Genomic DNA, 21,876 nt, shown 5'->3' on the forward strand with positions numbered 1-21,876 from the left:
TAAATTTAGAATGATAGATTTAATCCAGTTGAAATAACTCTTGACAGAGGATAAGAGGAAGCACTACTAAACTCACCTTTGATTGTTTCAGGATCGTAAAATAGAACGTGTGAGATTGTTAATAGATTTTCTCCAGTAAGATAGATTCTAATTCTGTCAATTTTCAATTTATCAGTGATATCTTTTGGGATGGTAAAACCTATTTGCACATTTTTCAGTCTGGTGTAAGCGCCATTTTGAATGAAATGATCTGTGTTAAAACGGTAGTTTCTATTGTTTCTTCCAGTAGCTGTTGCGTAAGGTTTTGCAAAATAAGCATCTGTATTTGGTCCTAGTGGACTTGTAGTGTCTTCTGGTCTAAAATAATCTAAATGTTCTGCCAAAACGTTGGCATGTAATGGTCCTTGTGCAGGTCCCAAGAACTGACTAGTAGTATTGATTGCCACATCTTTCTTACCAACACCTTGAATAAACATGCTAAAATCAATTCCTCTCCAATTTGCTCCAAGTGTAAGACCATATTGGTATCGAGGTGTAGTATTTGCAATCACTTTAAAATCTCCCGTATCTCCAAGTGTATTAGTTCCTTGGTTGATGACACCATCACCATTTAAATCGGCATATTTTGCATCTCCCACACCAAAATTATTGGCTGCAGTACCTTGAATCCATGTTTGATTGATAAGTGCATTTCGAGTAGTTGCTTCTTCAGCAGTTTGAAACCATCCTTCCCATGTTAAACCCCAAACTTCTCCTAAATCTTTTCCGGAATAATATCCAGAAACGGTTCCGGCAGCATTAGGAAAATCTAATACGGTTTGTTTGTAATCTGAAAGTACAGCTCTAATGTTGTAATTGAATTCACCTATTGAGTGTTTCCAAGTCAACTCCGCTTCCCATCCTTGTGTACGAGTAGAACCAGCATTTACAAGTGGTTCACTTGTTCCCAATACAGATGGTAAATCTTGTCCAGTTGAAGCCATATTATTGGTGTCACTACGATACCAGTCAAATGTAAACCCTAATCTATTGCGCAATGCCAAAATATCAATCCCGACATCTTTTGTGTTTACTGTTTCCCAAGTAAGATTGATACTTGTAAGATCTGGCGTATTAGCATAATATTGTCTAGAACCGTTAAATAGGTAAGTACCTTGAGTAATTGGAATTGTAGGTACATATAGGTAGTTTCCAACATTTTGGTTTCCAAGCGAACCTTTAGTAGCACGAAGTTTAAACATGCTGATGTCCTTAACTGGCCAGAAATCTTCTTTAGCAACATTGTAACCAACTTCAAATGAAGGGAAACCTGCCCATTCATTACCAGGTTCAAATTTTGATGAACCATCTCTACGGTAGGTTACTCGTGCAATATATTTTTCTTTGTAATTATAACCAAATCGTCCAAAAATACTTTCGGTTGCCCAATGCGAAATTTCGTCATCAAAAGTTTTGACACCATTGGTACCAACAGCAGTGGATACCGATTGAACGTTGTCTGTGAGTACATTATAAGCACTTCCACTTAGATTGTAGAGATTGTATTCTTCACTTTGATAACCTGCAGTAATATCAAAATTGTGTCCTTTGACAGATTTTGTGTACGTGGTATATAGATTGGGAGAAAAATATTCATTTGTATCTAAGCTTGGACTAATTAATGATTGTGCCCTTGATATTACGGTACCTGTAGTACCATTAGGCAATGTCCATAACTGTTCGGCGGAAGTGAATATCTGTTGATTGTTATTTCGAATATAATTATATTGTAAATTAATTAACCAATCTTTTACAGGCTCCAAAGTAATTCTTGGTAGTAAAGATAGTTGATTTTTTACATTTGATTCTCTGTTGTAGTCCCATGATGGGTAAGCAGCTTGAACTAGAGGTTCACCAAAGTAAGGATCCACTGTGGGTAATGTAGGTTTAAGTTTTGATAATAAATCAAAAACTCTTCCTCTTCCATAAGTAGCATCCCATGGATATTCATATGTACTTTTGCTTAATTTGGTTAAAAGTTCAAACGATAACCATTTGTTTGGTTTTGCTGCTAATTTTGCATCCAAATTATACCTGCTATATGTGTTTTCTGTGACAGACAATAAACCATCTTCAGTATATGTACCTGCTGAAATATAGTAATTTAATTTTTCATCACCACCTCTAAAATTCAAATCATGTTTAGACCTTTGTGCCCAACTACTAAAAAGAAATTTTTTCCAATCTGTTGATCCAGTAGCTCCTAAGCCGAAATTTGATTGATCCCATGAAAGATTGTCTGCTGTCGGGACTAATGTTGGCGCACTTCCTGGATTGGCCATGTTTTGTCTGATGTACTCTAATTCTTGTTCTGTGTAATAAAAATTATTACCAGATAAGTTATTCGCTGCCGCATCATTCATAGTGTATGCAAAGTCGATAGCGCTAGCTTGATCTGGCCATTTAGTTGGTTGTGCGAATGAGGTATTAGTTGTAAACGATACTTTCATACCGCCTTTCATATTTTTACCACTTTTGGTTGTAATGATTATGGCTCCACCAGCAGCTCTAGATCCATAGATAGCAGCAGATGCAGCATCTTTTAATACAGTTACTGTTTCTATATCCTCGGGATTGATTGCGCTAATGCTCATTACAGCGCCATCAATAAGTATCAATGGTTCCGACGACGATATTGTACCAGTACCTCCACTAGTAACAAGTCCACGTATGTTGATGTTTTGTTCTGCTCCTGGTTCCCCACCATTTGCTGAGTTGGAGATTTCAAGATTCCCTATAGCTCCCTGTAAACCTTGCGTTACATTGGCAATTGCACGGTTTTCAAAGGTTTCTGCTCCAATTTGAGAAACAGCAGAGGTAACAGTAGTTTTCTTTCTAGTACCATAACCAACAATTACCACTTCATTAAGTTCTTTTGAAGAATCTTCGACTAAAGCAACGTTAAAATTGGTTTGATTATTTACTGCAACTTCTTTGGTTTTAAAACCCATATAAGAAATTACCAATACTGCTTTCTGGCTGGACACATTAATTGTAAATTCTCCGTCAAAATTAGTTTGAACTACATTTGAAGTTCCTTTTTCAAGAATGTTTGCGCCTGGTAATGTCAATCCCTTAGAATCTTTGAGTACTCCTTTAATAGTGATTTTTTGTTGCGCTGGGGTTTCAATTGCAAAAGAATTGTTATTGATGTAAGTGGGGAAAGCAAAAATGTTTGTGACGCATAACAAAACAACAGAATTTAATAAGGTAATTTGAAACCTTTTGCTGGGGCAAAATAAAGAATTGTTTAGTTTAATTTTCATAATAGTTACTATTATTAACTTGGATATTAAAAGTTGTTTCTCTTTTTTGTAGTTGATACTTTTACTCAACTATATACGATTTTTTTTAGTTATTTTATATCATATAATATTTGTTTCGTTAATGTTCATTTTAAAACTGTTTTTGGAAATGTAAATCTTAAACTTAAAATGCTATCTAATATTTGAGGTATAATTTGTTAAAGTATTTTGAAAACTCGTAAATATATTTAAATACACTACTATCAATTTAACTTTAATTTATACGCTATTTAACATTTAATTTAAAAAATAAACTTATGAATTAAGCTTGAAGTAAATTAATAATTTCGACAAATAACTTCTGGTCATCGATAAACAATTAATAAAGCAATACTTTTGTGTATTTTTTGCAGTGTTTGTATCAAATAAGTATTCAGTACCTAATTTAAATCTTAAATACATAGATATAATTCTTTAGATTTTAAATTTAGTTGACGATTCATTATTAATGCCTGCATAGACTGAATCTGCAAGAACTATTTTTGAATTATGTTAAATTTGCTTTTAAAAAATTTCGCCTACTTATTATCATCAAGAATAAGAAAAATATTACATACGCGATAATATAAATTAGTGACCTTAAAACAAAAAAAAGCAGCTAGTAAATAATTTACTAGCTGCTTTAATAATGATTTTTTAACTGCTATTTCGATAGCAATAATAAATAGGGATTTATCTTCCTACCCATCCTGGATTTTGTTCCCAAACTACATCTTTGTTTCTGTCAATTACTGTTTGCGGAATTGGAAAAGCATTAAAGTCGAAGGTCAAACTGTTTTTTTGATAATCATATCGAGCATATTTCTTTATACGGTCTGAAGCAATTGTACCTCCCATTCGCAAAAGTGTATTCCATCTTGATTCTTCAACAAATAACTCTCTTGCTCTTTCGTCTAATATGTAATCTAGATCTACAGTTCCAGATGTTGCTAATATAGAACAGTTGGCTCTGTTTCGAATAATATTAATATCGTCTGCAGCCATTTGATTTTCACCTTTACGCAAATGCGCTTCCGCTCTTAAAAGAATCGTTTCGGGTAATCGGATCACATAACGATCTCTCCAGATGTCCTCTCTACGTTCTCCATCACTTAAACCTTGAAATTGATCGGTCGTTAGTTTTTCAAATATTGGAAAATAAGCACCATCTGCTAGTCCTACATTTCCAGCATCCAAAGTAGATTGGGGAACTACTTGACCAAATCTTGGATCTGTAGGGTCATTGTAATAAACAGTTCTACGAATGTTGCTTTCGTCATTTCTCATATCACCAGCAGAAATACTAGGATCCCAAATAATAGTTTCTGTCAATGCTGTTGGTCTTAGGTAAGCGACACCTCTACCACCTACATCTTCTAGCTCGCCAATAACTCCATCAACTGCTCTCAAAACAGGCATGAAAAAATAAGGATAACGTAATCTCGCTGTTCCATCTCCTGCTTTATAAGCTTCATAGTCAAATTGGTGTGTCCAAATACTTTCGGTGTTTCCATCAACATAATTTTGATTGTCTAATCGAAATAAATCCCACCAAACATTCTTACCTGCTTCTGTAGCTCGTGAGCCAAAACGGTTTGTCATTAATTTGTAGATACCTCCATCAATAACCTGAGAGGCATATTTTATAGCTTGATCATAAGCGGCATCATCGTTATTTTCGATACCTACACCCAAATAAAACTCACTTAAATAATGTTGCGCAGCACCTCTCACAATACGTCCTGATTGTGTAGTTGTTTCGGGTAAATCATCAAGTATCGATTCTAAATCATCTATTGCAAATTGGTAGATTTCGGCTCTTTCAGATTGTTTGTAATCAAAACGAACAGTGGTAGTTGGCTCATCTACAATGGCTACTCTTCCAAAAAGTTGTGCCGCTTGCCCGTGTGCTTTTGCTCTAAAAAATTTTGCTTGTGCTGCAATATACTTACGTGATGTTTCAGATTCAAATGAGATAGCTGAATTTTCTGTTAATGAGATCGCAAGATTTGCACGTGCAATCATTTGATACAATTCCGAATATATATTGTTTAATCTACCCGCTCGCGGTGTAATAGTAGAGTTGTAATCGCTAAAATTGGTATTCTGGCGAAATGTAGGTACAGTTAAAACATCTGTACCTTGCCCATGCATTACTCGACCTTGATTGTTATTTACATCAGAGCGTAAAGCACGATCTTGTTGGTACATTGTTATTAATAATTGATCAACTTGAGTACCTGTAGAAAAAACGTTGTCAACTGTTAAAAAAGTCTGTGGGGTAGCTTCTAAAAAGTCTGCATCGCTACAACTGGTAGTCAATGAAACTACGGATAGTAGTACTATTTTTTTTATATAATTTATTTTCATAATGTTTTTTTAAGATTAGAAACTAATATTGATTCCAAAAGTATAAGAACTCATTACCGGTAGAGTTCCGTTCAATGCAGCGATTCCTTTTTCTGGATCTCCACCACCAAACCAGTTAGTAAAAACAACTGGATTATCAGCACTAGCATAAATGCTTAATGAACGAATACCGATATTAAAGCGTTCTAAAACATCTTTGCCAAACTTATACGTTAGGTTTACATTTTGTAACCTTACAAAACTTCTAGATTGGTAACCACTATAACGACTGTCATTAAAATCAGGACGTAAGTTTGTCGTGCTTTGGTTTTCTGGTGTCCACCAGTCACCATTTTCTATGTCATTAAAGTCATATCTATTTTGGTAAGAATTACTTCTTGCATTGGCTCCAATAAAATAGTTTTCACTTCCACCACCAAAAGTTCCATTTAGCAACATGTATAGACTAAGGTTTTTATAAGTAAATGTATTAGAGAATCCCATTCTGAATCTAGGAACATTATATCCTAAAATTTTTCGATCATTACCAGTAATACCAGCTTCACCATCTAAATCTCTAAACATTGGGTCACCAGCTTGAGCTCCATTAGTCGCGATATATTCTGTATCACTTTCTTGAACAACACCGATATATTCATATCCGTACTGCGCTCCCAAGGATTTACCAATAAACAAGCTATTGGAGATATCATCATCCTCAACACCATCACCATCAATATCATCTCCGTATAAGGAAACAATTTTATTCCTGTTATTCCAGTAGGTCAGGGTAGATGACCAATTAAAGTTCTTAGTTTCTACATTTGTAGTACGTAATGATAATTCTACTCCACGGTTATCAACCTGACCTAAACTTGCTAGAATACTAGAAAAACCACTAGTTGACGGAATCAAACGATTAAAAATTTGATCTCTTGTTTGAGAGTAATAAACATCAGCGTCCAAGAAAATACGATCCTTTAAAAAAGCAGCATGGAGTCCGAAGTTCAGTGAGGTAGTTTCTTCCCAACCCAATTCTGTATTACCAATTTCATCTTGAGATATTCCATATTGACTTACAGAAGGATTATCACCAAATGCATAGCGTATGTTACCAGGTTGTCCTGCACTTACGCCAGACAAAGTTTTGTAAGGTTCTAATCCTTGGTTACCATTCAAACCATAAGATGCATTGATTTTTAAATAACTCAAAATATCGTTGTCCTTAAGGAATGACTCTTCAGAAACAGTCCAAGCACCACCAAGGGACCAGAATGTTCCAAATCGATTGTCTGCTCCAAATACAGAAGCACCATCTCTTCTAACCGATCCTGTAAAATTATATCGATCGTCGTAACCGTAAGACAATCGAGCGAGGTAACCCACATTTGATCTTTCGACTAAATCATAATCGTTACGTACCGTCGTTGCAAATGGTACACCTTTTACACCTAAGCTTGTATTACCTAAAGCGGCAAAATTTGTTCCTGTAACCGATGATAAGTCGTTTATTCTGTAATCTCGTGTCGCCACCAACGTTGCATCAATAGAGTGATTACCAAAACTATTGTTGTAGTTTATAATATTGTCAATGACATAATTTCTATCTGTGTATCTTAAGTTCGTTCCATTTGCTTGTGACAAGTTTGCCTGAACTGATTCCTGAGAGTATCTATCGAAATAAGGCTGTGTTTCAGACGGCAATGCTATAAAATAGTTTTCATATTCAAACTGATCTACATTTCGGTTTTGTTGACTCAAAGTATAATTTAGAGTGTACTTCAACCCTTTGATCCAAGGTATCTTTACAACAGCATTTGCTGCTAAACGATAGTAGTTTCTTTTGTCAAAATTTTCTTTTGTCCCATCTGTTCCCCAAAGTGGGTTGGTAACATTGTTTGCTGTAGGAAAACGTTCTAGATCTGTAGACGTATTTGAAGCAGTGTTAGTAGGTTGACCATCATATCGATAAGGATAACCTATAGGTGCAATTTGCTGCGCTAGTCCAACATTGGCAGTTACACCAGAAAAATCACTGTTGGTAAAGGAACCATCAACTCCTAATTCTAACCAATCTGTAATATCTGCTTGTAAACGGGTTCTAAGTGCAATCCTTTGAAATTGATCACCAACGATAACCCCCTCTTGCTCTTCATAACCACCAGACATATAGTAGTTGAATTTTTCAGATCTACCTGAAACCGATAGATTGTGCTTTTGGATCTCACCGCTTCTAGAAATTAAATCAATCCAGTCTGTATCTACGCCTTCATCTTGCAAAATACCTCTGTATTCTTCTTCCCATACAATATCATCGGCACTGTTAAGATTTTGCTGGGCAACGTATTTTTCCAAATAACGCTCCCTGTTCATCATATTTGGCTTATTCTGCCAAGTATTTACTCCGGTAGAGGTAGAGTAATTGATAACAGGTTTTTCTGTTTTTCCTTTTTTAGTGTTTATAATTAAGACACCATTTGCGGCTCTAGAACCATAAACAACAGCAGCAGAAGCATCTTTTAAGATGTCAATTGACGCAATATCGCTAGGGTTGATGTCGTTAATGCTACCCAAAAATATAATTCCGTCCAATACAATTAAGGGATCATTATTTCCATTAATAGAATTTTGACCTCTTACCAGTATAGAAGGTGTTGATCCTGCCGAATTCTGTGCACCAATATTGATACCTGGAGTTGCGCCTCTTATGGCTTGTAAAACACTAGTATTAGATGATAGTGCAATAGGAGAGTCTTCTAGTTGTACTCTTTCTACAGCGCCTGTGATGTCTTTCTTTTTGGCTGTACCGTAACCTACAACTATAACTTCGTTTAGCCCATTTATGTTTTCAGCTAGTACGACATTAATTTTAGTTTTGTTATTGACTTTTACGTCTTTAGAGATAAATCCTATATATGAAATTTCAAGGGTTGCTTGATTGCTTGATAATTGAATAGTAAAATTCCCGTCAAAATCAGCTTGAACCGCATTTGTTGTTCCTTTTTCTAAAATATTAGCACCAGGCAAAGGTTGTCCATTAACATCGTTTATAGTTCCTGAAATTTGACGTTGTTGTAGTTTATTATTTATTTTATCTGACGTTACAGTAGGCGTAATGGCAGAAGCATTTGCGGAGGATAGTAACAGCGTACCTTGTAGTAGTACTGTTAGGATTATCTTATTAGGGAGAAATAAAATATTGTGTAATTTATTCTTCATAAAAAATAGATTTATGTGGTTATTTTTTTGAGTTTTAAAAACTCTTTCGAATGTTGGTTTTATTAAGTTATTCTTTGCTAGTTTTTTTATGCCATATGTTAGTTTTTGAATTAAAATAAATAGTTATAATTAACGGTTAGTCTCTTTTTGAAATAAAGGAAAAATGCAATGGTTGTTCCTGAATTATGGGGTGAAGAAACTGCTTCTGAATACGTTAAGAAGAAGCTCTAATTTTGAAATAGTTCTGGCGGTAATTACCTAACTATTAGTTGTTGGCTTAAAATTCACAATTATTTAAGCTTTTTTTAATATAAAATAAAACTAATTGATTAGAATCGTTTCTGGCTTTAGTTTCGACAAACAACTGAAGAACTTCGATGAAAAGACGAAAAAATTGAAAATACTTACTTATAAAGTTGCTTAATATGTAAAAATATTGAGCATTTTTTTTACTATATGTTTTTATAAGTACTAAAAATTATAGAATATCTAAAATTATAATAGATAAAGCTAATCCAAATTGTATACTAGAATACTGGACGATTTTCATTTGTTTCTACCAAAGACATGGAGAAAATAAAAGCTAAAGAGTAGAGGGGCATAATCAGCTCATTTTCGAATAAAATAATGGTAAGTTGAGTAGTTTGTATTTTGACCATTCTTTTTAAATGATCCTGAAGAGAAGTGGAAATACTGTCTTATAAGCTATTTAAAATAATGTATGATGCTCGCATATAGTCATAAAAAATCCTGTTTTAAGTAGTATTGGATTGCTACTCAAAACAGGAAATTTATTATAAGATATTCTTTTATTTTTCTTTAGACTTTAGGCTATGCTTGGCATAATTGTAATTTTTGGCATCATATATTTTAGTGATATGTTGCAGTCTTTCCTGAAAATTAGTCCAATTCTTATCTTCTTTTTTTGACCAAATTACTTCTGATAATGCGGTTAATCGCGGTAAGATCATGTATTCAACATGTTCTGGTGTGCTCATATATTCTGTCCATACATTTCCTTGTGCGCCCAAGACATATTTACCCTCTTCTGCAGTTAGTTCTTTTGGAGTAGGCTCGTAACTATAAACATCTTCAACCGTAGTTAAACCTCCAATTGCAAGTGGTTCATCTTCTTTTTTACTTGTTTGATAAAAATCAAAGTAACAATATTTAGTAGGCGTCATTACCACGTCATGCTTCATTTTTGCAGCTTCGATTCCTCCTTTTTCTCCTCTCCATGACATAACTGTAGCATTAGGTGCTAGTCCACCTTCTAAAATTTCGTCCCAGCCAATAATATTTCGACCTTTAGAATTTAAAAATTTCTCTATTCTTCTGATGAAGTAACTCTGTAATTCGTGTTCGTCCTTTAATCCTTCTTTTTTTATAACTTCTTGAGCAAGTTTACTGTTCTCCCATTGTGATTTAGGAGCTTCATCACCACCAATATGAATTAATTTACTTGGGAACAATGCCATCACCTCTGTCAAAACATCTTCAAGAAAAGTAAAAGTTTGTTCGCTTGGTGAATAGATTTCTGGGAACACCCCCCATCTCGTACCAACCTCATATTGCTCGCCCGTATTTCCTAGTTCAGGATACGCAGTAACAGCAGCCAATGAGTGTCCTGGTAGTTCGATTTCTGGAATAATAGTTATATGTCTTTCCGTTGCATAAGCTACAATATCTTTTACTTCTTCTTGTGTGTAAAATCCACCATACGGAATTCCGTCGTATTGCACATTCTCTTTATTCCAGGTATTTCCGTGGCCTACAATTGTTTCTTTCCTATTAGCACCGATAGAAGTAAGTTTCGGATACTTTTTAATTTCAATTCGCCATCCTTGATCTTCTGTTAGGTGCCAATGAAATGTATTCATTTTATGCATCGCTAAAATATCAATGTATTTTTTTACAAAGTCGGTCGAGAAAAAATGTCGAGCAACATCCAGGTGCATTCCGCGGTATACGTAGCGGGGACTATCTTCAATAATTGTAGCAGGAATAGCTAGTTTTGAGAGCGTTTTATCTACAGGTATTAATTGACTTAATGTTTGAATACCATAGAAAACGCCAGTTGCCGTTTTACCAGAAATAGTAATACCATCATACTTAACTACTAGCGTATAACCTTCTTCATTTGCAATAGTAGGATCGATTTGCAGTGTAATTGATCCTTTTTTTGAACCAGCATTTGTATAGGCGATTTCTTTATTAGAAACTTCAGTTAATAAATTAGATAGGTAGTTCGCTTCGTTTTCCAAAGAAGCTGCAGCGATTATTTTTGTGTTTTCAGTAAGTAAAAATTGACCGTTTTGAATTGTCAAACTAGTCGGTTTTGGAATTACTTGATAATCTGCGGCGCTATTTTTTATTGTTTCGTATTTGCTAGAACTACAACTGCATAAAATGGAGAGTGTTACTAATAAAAATAATTGTTTCATATGGGTTCAATTTTGTTTAATTAAAATATTACAATTTCGTCGATCATTATTTTGGAAGCATTTCCGGCTTGATGATGTCTTATTGGAATAGGATTTACGCTTTTGGCTTTTACCTTTATGGCCTTTACAATAGTCTTTTCAAAATTAAGAATAGTTTCGACTTTATTTCTGCCTTGAGTATGACTTTGCTCTTTTAAATCAACTTCAGTTATTTTTACAAAAGTTTGACCGTCTTTTGAGCCATAGAGTTCATAATTTTCAGGCACGTAATTTCCTGATATTGTAAATCTCAAACTGGTAATTTTTAGCTGTTCTATTTCTGTAAGATCAGGAAATACTATAGCAACATCTAGGTCACCAGTAAATACATTCCAGTTTTTATCTCCTTGGTTGAGTTTTCCATAGTTTAGGTCTACTAAGCCATCAAGCGATTTGCCATTGTAGTTTTTGGAATTGATAATTACCTGAGCCCCAAATCCTTTGTGCACGGGGAAATATCGTTCAGATATATTTCCTATTTGCCTGTTATTTATGAATGATGTTGCCTTCAGAGTCAACGTTTTGTCTATCTCAAATAGAGTAAGATATTTTTTTGAGTTCAATGTAGGCAAGCTGCCATCTGTTGTGTAATAAATAGCTAAATCAGCGACCTCTGTCCCTAATGTGATAGCAATAGTTCCTTTGGTTGTAGCTTTGTGATCAATACGTACATTGTAGGCGCTGGTTGCATAGCGCTCTCCTTTTTCGTCCAGTCTTTCAAATTGGGTCAATAATCGATCTGTAAAACTAGTCCAATCTTTTGATTTTTGTTTCGTCCAGCCATTTTCTGCAACGGCATACAATCTAGGGAAAGTCATGTAAGTGAGTTGTCCCCAATTGGTGATAGATTCGGTCCATAAATTTCCTTGAATTCCCAAAACATGTTCTCCTTGCTGGGCTGTTAAGCTATCAGACACAATTTTATAATTATAGGTGTCTTTCAAAAAAGTGTAAGCATAACCTAAATTTGGTTCTAAATCATCGTCTCCTTGCTTTAGATCAAAATAACAGTACCGAGCTGGCGTCATTATCACATCATGATTTTCTCTTGCAGCTGCTATTCCGCCTTTTTCGCCTCTCCATGACATTACAGTAGCATTGGGAGCGAGTCCACCTTCTAGTATTTCGTCCCAGCCAATCATTTTCTTATGACGAGCATTAACCATTTTTTCTACTCTTTTTACAAAATAACTTTGCAATTCGTGTTCGTCGGCTAAGTTTTCATCCTTCATTCTTTGTTGACAATCAGGATCTACTTTCCATGCGTCTTTGTTGCATTCGTCACCACCTATGTGTATGTACTCAAAGGGGAATAAATCCATTACTTCGGTAAGGACACCTTCTACAAATTCAAATGTCACTTCTTTTCCAGGACACAATGTATTGTTTTTATTGACACCGCCTGTACCAACGTAGAACGGACCTTTGGCGCAAGATATTTCGGGATAGGATGCAACAGCTGCCAAGGAATGACCAGGAATGTCTATCTCTGCAATAACCTCTATGTAGCGTTCTTTTGCATAGGCAACAATTTCTTTGATATCTTCCTGTGTGTAGTAACCGCCATAAGTCGCCATGTCACCTTCCTTTTGGGTTGGTCGTCCCCACCAGTTTGAGGTGTATTCATCTTTTGCATTTTCATTCAATCTCCATGCGCCAATTTCGGTTAGCTTAGGGTATTTCTTTATTTCAATTCGCCATCCGTTGTCATCGGATAAATGCCAGTGAAAGCGATTTAACTTTACTTCCGCCATAAAATCAATAACATCTTTTACCTGCTGCTTGTCAAAAAAGTGGCGGGAAACATCTAGCATATAACCTCGCCATTTAAATGCAGGTTTGTCTTTTAATGTCGCTACAGGAATTGACCATGTTTTATTGGATTGTATTGTTTTTGAATAGTAAAGAGGGGGAAGTAATTGCCCTAAACTTTGCAAAGCATAGAAAAACCCTGCACCTGAATTTGATTTAATTTGAATTGATTTTTTAGCAACGGCCAATACATACTCTTCATTAGCCAGTGATTGATCTGTAGTAAAAATGATCGAAGCATCTTTCTTTGCTGTTTCTATTTTAGGAATCCAACCAGATGTAGTTTTGAATTTTCCGAAAAAAATTGAGGCTATTCGATGCTGCTCAGCATTCTCAACGCTAATAGTGGTATTTTTATCAAGTATAAAATAACCTTTGCTTGCAATTACTTCTACCGGTAAAGGAATGATAGAAAGATTGCCTCTTTTTACGTCTCTCTTTGCGCAAGAAACCATTATGGCAGCAAGAGAAAGTGACAATGTTATTAATTTTATTTTTCGAAAATAATAAATCATTTCAGTTAGGTTAAAATTAGGATAAGTCTACATTTATGCGTGAATTTCATCCTTTGAAAATAGGAATTAACAACACACAATTAGTGCTTTATTTGTAACAATAAAAATAGACGAATCAATTTTTTTCGAACTAAAATTTCGACGAACAACTTGTAGTTGTAGATATAAAAAAATTTAGGGTAATATCCTGAACCAGAATGGTAGCCAATTAGTAGTAGGTACTATTTTATAATCTATTAATAGCAATTGTGTTTTGCTGAAAAGTTTCGTTTTCTTGTCGAATTATAGGTTTTGTGTGCAAGCTATGATTAGAATAAAAGCAATCTAAACGTTGAGAATTCTTTGTTTCACTTCATCGATATACGATCTTCCAATTACATATCGAAGGCCTTCAATCTCGATGCTATTTCCTTCTACTGCGTCAATTTTATCTATTGCAACGGTATACGATCGATGAATTCTTATAAAATCTCTTGTAGGTAATAAATTGGTAAAATCGTGAAGTGTACTATGGATAATAAATTTGCCGGTAGTAGTACTTATTTTTAGATAATCTTTTAAAGATTCAATAATTAAGATTTCATCCAAAAATATTTTTTTCATCTTCTTCTTATCAATTTTGACAAAAAGATAAAGTCTCTCCGCGGTATTTACGTAGGCGACCTTATTATTTTCTAGTCTTCTATTGATTTTGTTCAAAGCCTTCATGAACCTAGGAAACTCAATTGGTTTTACCAAATAATCTAGTACATCCAATTCGTAAGTTTCTAATGCAAATTCTTTGTAAGCACTGGTGATAATAATAAGTGGTGGAGTTTCTAAACTTTTTATAAAATTGATACCATCTAAAACAGGCATATTAATGTCTACAAAAATTACATCGACAGTGTTTGTTTTTAAGAAATTCAATCCCTCGATAGCGTTACCAAAGGTACTCACTAACTCAAAATCTTCAATTTGCTCCAAATAATTTTTGATGACATTTATAGCTAATGGTTCATCGTCGATAATCAAACATTGTATTTTCATTTTCTTTTAACTGTTTATCAATTTTTATGAATTGCAAATAATATTTAAGTCACTTTAATTTTGAGTTTTACCACAAATGTATTCTCGTCATTGTTGATTAGAAGCTTGTAATCACTGTTTTTATATCCCAGAGCCAATCGTTTTTTAACGTTCTCCAAACCAATTCCGCTTGAATGATTAAAGCGTTCGGCATGTTGCGTTTTTAAAGGCATAGGGTTAGAGACTCTAAAGTAAAGAAATTCTTTTCTAATTATTAAGCTAATATCAATTTTAACTTTTCCGATATTCTTATGAGCCCCGTGTTTAAAGGCATTTTCGATAAAAGATAGTAGTAAAATTGGTGCAATTTCTTTGTCTTGAATATCGCCGGAAATTGCCATATCAACTTCTAATTCGTCATTGTGCCGAATGCGTTCCAAATCAATATAGTTTTGAATACAAAGTATTTCGTTTTCAAGCGTCTGCTTTTTATTTGCTGTATCATATAGTAAATAGCGCATTAATTCGGATAGCTTTAAAATGATTTTGGGCGTTTTTTTCGAATTTTCAACTGCTAGAGAATAGATGTTATTAAGTGTGTTAAAGAAGAAATGCGGAGAAATTTGAGTCTTTAAAAATAACAATTCTGTTTCTAGTTGCACTTTTTCCAAATCGGCAACTCTCTTGGTTTCTTTCAAGAAATCTAAAGTGATTTTTATAGCAGTAACAAAAGTGATTACATAAAGTTCACCAATCATCATGTCGATCGTGTAGTTGAGTGTTAGCCTATTGGTAGGGACAGGTCCTTCTGGCCATACATTACTGTTTACTAAGTAAAAAGTTAGGTTAAATTTGATCACGACCATCAAGAAAATAGATGATAAAATCAATATTATGTACGATAAATACTTCTTCTTAAATACAAATTTGGGCATTAAAAAGTACAGATTAAAATAGCATAAAATCATGTGTATTGGGAACCCAAATAAATTTGTCTTAAAAGAGTAAGCGTAGTCATCAAAGTAGCTTCCCCACTTGAAAACATTAAATAAAAAGTAGATGGACCAAAATATAATATGATGAATTATGGATATAGAATATACCTGTTTGGAGTTAAAATTCATTTTGTTATAGGTTGTTATTTGTTTTTTGTATGTTTAGCTGTGTTCATATGTTATCCGTCTAAATAATTTTTAATAATCGTTTAATTTATGAAATTTTATAAACTGAAACGCAATTTCAAAAAATGAGGAATTTTAAACTACTATTTTTGTTAGTCTTTTTCGCAATAGGGTGCAGTAAAAGTATCAGATTCGGTAAAAGTATCGGAAAAAATGAAATAAACGAACATAATTCGATAAATTATGTAAATTCTTTTATTGGTACAGGTGGACATGGTCACACCTATCCCGGTGCAACTGTGCCGTTTGGAATGTTGCAGGTAAGTCCCGTAAATGGTATTAGTAAATGGGACTGGTGCTCTGGTTATCATTACTCAGATTCTATTGTAGTTGGTTTTAGCCACCTTAGTTTGAGCGGTACTGGTATTGGAGATTTGGCAGATGTTTTATTTATGCCAACCAATAAAGAGGTAGACTTGACACCGATGCCAAGTTCACGTGATTCTATTCCGTACAAATCAGTTTACCACCATTCAAACGAAAAAGCTTCGCCAGGTTACTATCAAGTTTTTCTAGAAAATCCAAAGATAAATGTAGCGTTAACAACTTCATTACGTACTGCTTTACATAAATATACTTTTACAAAAGGAGACCAACAATCAGTAGTTGTAAATTTAGGTTTCGGTATTAACTGGGACAAGGCAACCAGTACAGCTATAAAAATTGAAGATGATTATACTATTAGCGGTCACCGTTTTAGTAAAGGCTGGGCAAAAAATCAGAAAGTATTTTTTGTAGCAAAATTTTCAAAACCAATTGTAAGGTATAATTTAGTTGCAGACAAAAAAGTTGTTAAAGTCATTGATAGCAATGCTGTAAAAACGGCTGCACAACTGTTTTTTGATCAAAGCAGTTCAAATGAAGTTTTAGTAAAAGTTGCTCTTTCATCGGTAAGCGTTAAAAACGCTAAGGAAAACTTGGAAGAAAAAGGTTTTGAATTTGAAGCAACAAAAGCGCAATCTGAAGTGATTTGGAACGAAGCATTATCAAAAATCAAAGTTGAGACTACAGTTGATTCTCTTAAAACAATTTTCTACACTGCTATGTATCACGCACAACTAGCTCCTGTAACCTTCAGTGATAAAAATGGAGAATTCAGGAAGGAAAATGATGAGATTGTTAAGGCAGCAAATTATACAGCTTATTCTACTTTGTCTCTTTGGGATACTTTTAGAGCAGAGCATCCTCTGTTGACATTAATAGCACCCGACAAAGTTTCAGATATTACTAATACCATGTTGGCCTATTACGAAACAAAAAAGAGTTTACCTGTTTGGACACTTTATGGTAACGAAACCAATACAATGACTGGTTATCATTCGATTCCTGTAATTGTAGAAGCATATCTTAAAGGTATTAAAGGCTTTGATGCAGAAAAAGCATATCAAGCCATGAAGACCACTATGATGCAAAAAGAGCGTGGACTCGATTATTACGATAAATACGGTTACGTGCCTTACAATTTATACGATGAGTCGGTAACCATCACACTAGAATATGCTTATGATGATTGGTGTGTGGCACAAATGGCCAAAGCTTTGGGTAAGGACGATGATTATGAGTTTTTCCTGAAGCGTTCCAAAGCATATCAATTTTTATTTGATTCGAAAACCGGCTTTATGCGAGGTAAATCTGCAGATGGGGTTTCTTGGCATGAACCATTTGATCCTAAATATTCAAACCACAGAGAACATACCGATTATACCGAGGGTAACGCTTGGCAACATAGCTGGTTTGTACCGCATAATGTTACAGAATTTATCAATCTTCATGGAGGCAATGATAAATTTACTAATAAACTAGAGCAACTTTTCACAGAAAGTTCGATAATCAATGGAGATAATATTTCTCCAGATATTTCAGGATTAATAGGTCAATATGCGCATGGTAATGAGCCAAGTCACCACATTGCTTATCTCTTTAATCATGCTGGTCAACCTTGGAGAACGCAATATTGGGTTAGGAAGATATTAGATACACAATACAATACAACTCCAAATGGTTTGAGTGGTAATGAAGATTGTGGTCAAATGAGTGCTTGGTATGTGCTAAGTTCAATCGGTTTGTATGCCTTAAACCCAGCATCTACGGTTTATGAAATTGGCAGTCCACTATTTGATAAGTCCACTATTAACCTACCAAATGGTAAAACATTTTCTATAGTTGCTGATGAGGTTTCGAATGAAAATATCTATATACAATCGGCTACGCTGAATGGGGTTGTCTTTGATCAAACGACAATTTCTCACCAAACAATATTAAAAGGTGGAGAACTCCATTTTAAAATGGGAGCAAAGCCTAATAAAAATTGGGGTATTTCAAAAGGTACTGAAAATTAAGAATTTCGAAAATAGAGCTTTAGCTATTTGCTAAACGTAATGCATTGATTAAAAATAAAATTACCGAATATCTTGATTGAAATTTTCAATCAGGATAATTTAAAAAAGGACTGATTATTTAAAGTTTAAAATACAAAGTTTTATAATGAAAACAACAACTATTCCATGGCAAGAGAAGCCAGAAAATTGCAATGACGTTATGTGGCGTTATTCAGAGAATCCTATTATTGACAGATATGCAATACCAAGTTCAAACAGTATCTTCAATAGTGCTGTAGTACCTTTTGGTGATGGTTTCGCAGGTGTATTTAGATGCGATAACAAATCAGTTCAGATGAATATTTTTGCTGGTTTCAGTAAAAACGGAATCGATTGGGATATTGAGCACGAACCTATTGTTATGCAAGCAGGTAATACAGAGATGATTGAGTCAGACTATAAATACGATCCTAGAGTAGTATTTATCGAAGATCGCTATTGGATAACGTGGTGTAATGGTTACAATGGTCCAACAATCGGAATCGGTTATACATTTGACTTTAAAGAATTTTTTCAGTGCGAAAATGCTTTCTTACCTTTTAATAGAAATGGAGTTTTATTTCCACAAAAAATCAATGGTAAATTTGCGATGTTAAGCAGACCAAGTGATAATGGGCATACGCCATTTGGAGATATATACATAAGTTACAGCCCCGATATGAAGTACTGGGGAGAACACCGTTGCGTAATGAAAGCTACAGATTTTGTAGACAGTGCTTGGCAATGTACCAAAATAGGAGCAGGACCAATCCCAATTCTTACCAAAGAAGGTTGGCTTATGTTGTACCACGGTGTTATTAATACGTGCAATGGTTTTAGATATGCTATGGGAGCTGCAATCTTAGATGAAAATCAACCTGATAAAGTAAAATACAGAACACAACCTTATTTATTAGGTCCTGCCGAACTTTACGAGCAAGTGGGTGATGTGCCCAATGTAGTATTTCCATGTGCCGCATTACACGATATCGAAGAAGATAAATTGGCTGTCTATTATGGTGCTGCAGATACAGTTGTAGCTTTAGCATTTGGAAAGTTAAGTGAGGTATTAGAGTTTACCAAAAATAATAGTTTGTAAAACCAAAATAAATGATTTTTTCGAAAATAAAAATAGCGATACTACTGGTAGCAACTACTTATTTTGCAAATGCGCAGACTGCGAAAGAGGTGGTGCCGAAGTCATATACTGCTTATAAAACAGCTCAAAAAATTATTGTTGATGGTGAAGATTCAGATCAAGCATGGAACGAGGTGGCTTGGACAGAACCATTTATAGATATTGAGGGGGTTAAGAAACCCAAATACAAAACTCAAATCAAAATGTTATGGGACGATAAATACTATTATATCCTCGCAAAGATGGAAGAGCCTCACGTTTGGGCCAATTTAACCAAAAGAGATACCATTATTTTTTACAATAATGACTTTGAAGTTTTTGTAGAACCAGATAATGATACACACAATTATTATGAACTGGAGCTCAACGCCCTTAATACAGCTTGGGATCTATTTATTTCAAAACCATATAGAGCAGGAAATGTCGTTTTAAATGATTGGAATATCGATGGTCTGCAATCTGCGGTAAAAATAAATGGTACTATAAATAATCCTACAGATACTGACGAAGGCTGGATGCTAGAAATTGCAATTCCTTGGGATGTTTATAAAACTGGATATTTTCAGAAAAATGTTCCTGCAGACAAATTCTGGAGAGTGAATTTTTCAAGAGTGAATTGGGATCATCAAATAACTGACGGAAAATACGATCGAAAAAGAGACGCTAACGGCAAATTAGCTCACGAGTACAATTGGGTATGGTCACCTATGGGCGTGATCAATATGCACGAACCAGAAAAATGGGGTTATGTATTCTTTTCGTCCGAAGCTCCTTCGACAGAAAATAAGTTTAAAATTCCGCAAGACGAAAAGTTAAAATGGGAGATGTACAAACTGTATAGAACTCAAAATGCATTTTATCAAAAATCTGGAAACTATTACAATTCAATCAATAGTTTGACAAAATCAGCACTGATGGTTGATGGAAAAGTAATAGTTCCAAAATTAGAGATTCACGCTACAGGTTTTAATATCTCTGCGAGAAGTCCCTTTACCAATCAATTACTGATTATAAAAGAAGACGGAAAATTGATATCAAAAAAATAAACAGTTAGTTTCCATTAACTGACTAATTGAAGAGAATAAATACCACTAAAAAAATAAAATATACCACTATGAAATTAAGAGTAGCTTTTTTTAGCCTATTATTGAGTTTAGCAGCATGTAATACTACATCAAAACGTAGTAGCGTTGTGGAATCAACAACCACTCAAACCACTGAGAATTTTAAATACTGGAACTGGATCTCGGTAGGGAATAAAAAGACAGATGCAGAATTTGAGGCCCATTTTACCAAACTCAAAAAGTATGGTATTGATGCTATCCTAGTCAATACAGGTGCAGATCCACTTTTATTACAAAGAGTAGCGCCTATTGCCAAAAAAGTAGGACTTGAAGTGCATGCTTGGATGTTTACCACCAACAGACCTGGAGATAGTATTGCTTTGAAACACAGAGATTGGTACATGGTAAGTAGAAGCGGAAAATCATGTTTTGACGAGCGTCCTTATGTAGGTTACTACCAATGGTTGTCACCAAGTCATCCAGAGGCTAGAAAACATATTTTAAGCCTGGTAGAAGGATTGGCAAAAGTGGATGGTGTAACGAGTGTACATTTAGATTACATACGTTATCCAGATGTATATTTGCCAATAGGATTGTTACCAAAATACAATTTGAAACAAGAAGAGGAATTACCAGATTATGATTTTGACTATTCTGATGCGAGTGTGGAAAAATTTATGAAATTGCATCACAAAGACCCACGTAAAATGGAAAATCCTGCGATTGATATCGAATGGAAGAATTTCCGTCTTAACGAAATCAAATCTTTGGTAGGAGAAGCGTATGATATTGTACACAAACACAATAAGAAATTAAGTGCTGCTGTATTCCCTTATCCAGAAATGGCAGACCATATGGTGCGCCAACGTTGGGATAAATGGAAAATAGACATGGTTTTACCAATGATCTATTATAACTTTTATAATGAAGAATTAGACTGGATTGGCTACGCAACAAAACAAGGCGTTACCGATCTAGAAGGTAGAGCTACAGAATTGCACACAGGTTTGTATACACCAAAATTAAGTAATGCCGATTTAAAAGACGCAATTCAAATGGCAAAAGATAATGGTGCAAAAGGTGTTGCCTTTTTTGATGATTATAGCATGACAGAAGAGCAATTTGAAATTATAAAAGCTTCTAAAAAATAATAAACTTGCTTGACAGATTTCAATAGGATAAAGATTTATTTTAATCGAAAGTTAAAATGTTCACCGTTGAAAAACAATGCCTTGTTATGGGGCGAATGGCAAATAAACACAAATGCTTGCATCATAGTTCCTATTAGTGATTGTGGTGCAGCATTTTTTTTAGCATCAAACCCGTTTGCTGCAAACGTTCTAAGAAACTAAAATTAGTAAGACTTAAATAGTTCCATGATTTGAGACTGTACAAATTAATTCAGAACCCTTTTGATTAACTGAACT

11 protein-coding genes are annotated in these 21,876 nt (G+C 34.5%); 4 read left to right on the plus strand and 7 right to left on the minus strand.

Annotated elements, in window-relative coordinates:
• Window positions 1-5: 5 nt before the first annotated feature.
• From LXH21_RS11650 to LXH21_RS11680, 7 genes are all read right to left on the minus strand, one after another.
• A complete protein-coding gene (locus LXH21_RS11650) occupies window positions 6-3,305 on the minus strand; it encodes a SusC/RagA family TonB-linked outer membrane protein (protein WP_239866032.1) in 3,300 nt (1,099 codons plus the stop codon).
• A 711-nt stretch (window positions 3,306-4,016) separates the two neighbouring features.
• Window positions 4,017-5,693: a RagB/SusD family nutrient uptake outer membrane protein gene (locus tag LXH21_RS11655; RefSeq protein ID WP_239866034.1), complete on the minus strand. Its 1,677-nt coding sequence runs from the start codon at window positions 5,691-5,693 to the stop codon at window positions 4,017-4,019.
• A 15-nt stretch (window positions 5,694-5,708) separates the two neighbouring features.
• Complete coding sequence (locus LXH21_RS11660) at window positions 5,709-8,891, minus strand: SusC/RagA family TonB-linked outer membrane protein (protein WP_239866036.1); 3,183 nt, start codon at window positions 8,889-8,891, stop codon at window positions 5,709-5,711.
• Between the two features lie 809 nt (window positions 8,892-9,700).
• Entirely contained in the window at window positions 9,701-11,335 is a 1,635-nt protein-coding gene (locus LXH21_RS11665) for a beta-N-acetylhexosaminidase (RefSeq protein WP_239866038.1), read from the minus strand.
• A 20-nt stretch (window positions 11,336-11,355) separates the two neighbouring features.
• Window positions 11,356-13,665 (minus strand): beta-N-acetylhexosaminidase, encoded by a 2,310-nt coding sequence (locus LXH21_RS11670; RefSeq protein WP_239866040.1) that lies wholly within the window; start codon window positions 13,663-13,665, stop codon window positions 11,356-11,358.
• 360 nt (window positions 13,666-14,025) lie between these two features.
• Complete coding sequence (locus LXH21_RS11675; protein ID WP_239866050.1) at window positions 14,026-14,730, minus strand: LytR/AlgR family response regulator transcription factor; 705 nt, start codon at window positions 14,728-14,730, stop codon at window positions 14,026-14,028.
• A gap of 44 nt (window positions 14,731-14,774) precedes the next feature.
• Window positions 14,775-15,833, minus strand: coding sequence for a sensor histidine kinase (locus LXH21_RS11680; RefSeq protein ID WP_239866052.1), 1,059 nt, complete (start codon window positions 15,831-15,833; stop codon window positions 14,775-14,777).
• A gap of 122 nt (window positions 15,834-15,955) precedes the next feature.
• On the opposite strand from LXH21_RS11680, the gene LXH21_RS11685 reads away from it, so the two are divergent.
• The 4 genes from LXH21_RS11685 to LXH21_RS11700 all read left to right on the plus strand — a co-directional run bounded on the left by LXH21_RS11685 (window position 15,956) and on the right by LXH21_RS11700 (window position 21,600).
• Complete coding sequence (locus tag LXH21_RS11685; RefSeq protein WP_239866054.1) at window positions 15,956-18,229, plus strand: GH92 family glycosyl hydrolase; 2,274 nt, start codon at window positions 15,956-15,958, stop codon at window positions 18,227-18,229.
• Window positions 18,230-18,374: 145 nt separating this feature from the next.
• The gene (locus LXH21_RS11690; RefSeq protein ID WP_239866056.1) at window positions 18,375-19,346 is read left to right on the plus strand and encodes a glycoside hydrolase family 130 protein; all 972 of its coding nucleotides are present in this window, start codon (window positions 18,375-18,377) and stop codon (window positions 19,344-19,346) included.
• Between the two features lie 11 nt (window positions 19,347-19,357).
• Window positions 19,358-20,431 (plus strand): carbohydrate-binding family 9-like protein, encoded by a 1,074-nt coding sequence (locus LXH21_RS11695; protein WP_239866058.1) that lies wholly within the window; start codon window positions 19,358-19,360, stop codon window positions 20,429-20,431.
• Window positions 20,432-20,499: 68 nt separating this feature from the next.
• Window positions 20,500-21,600 (plus strand): family 10 glycosylhydrolase, encoded by a 1,101-nt coding sequence (locus tag LXH21_RS11700; protein WP_239866060.1) that lies wholly within the window; start codon window positions 20,500-20,502, stop codon window positions 21,598-21,600.
• Window positions 21,601-21,876 lie beyond the last annotated feature (276 nt).

The sequence above is a fragment of the Flavobacterium algicola genome, assembly GCF_022399565.1.
GTDB lineage: Bacteria > Bacteroidota > Bacteroidia > Flavobacteriales > Flavobacteriaceae > Flavobacterium > Flavobacterium algicola.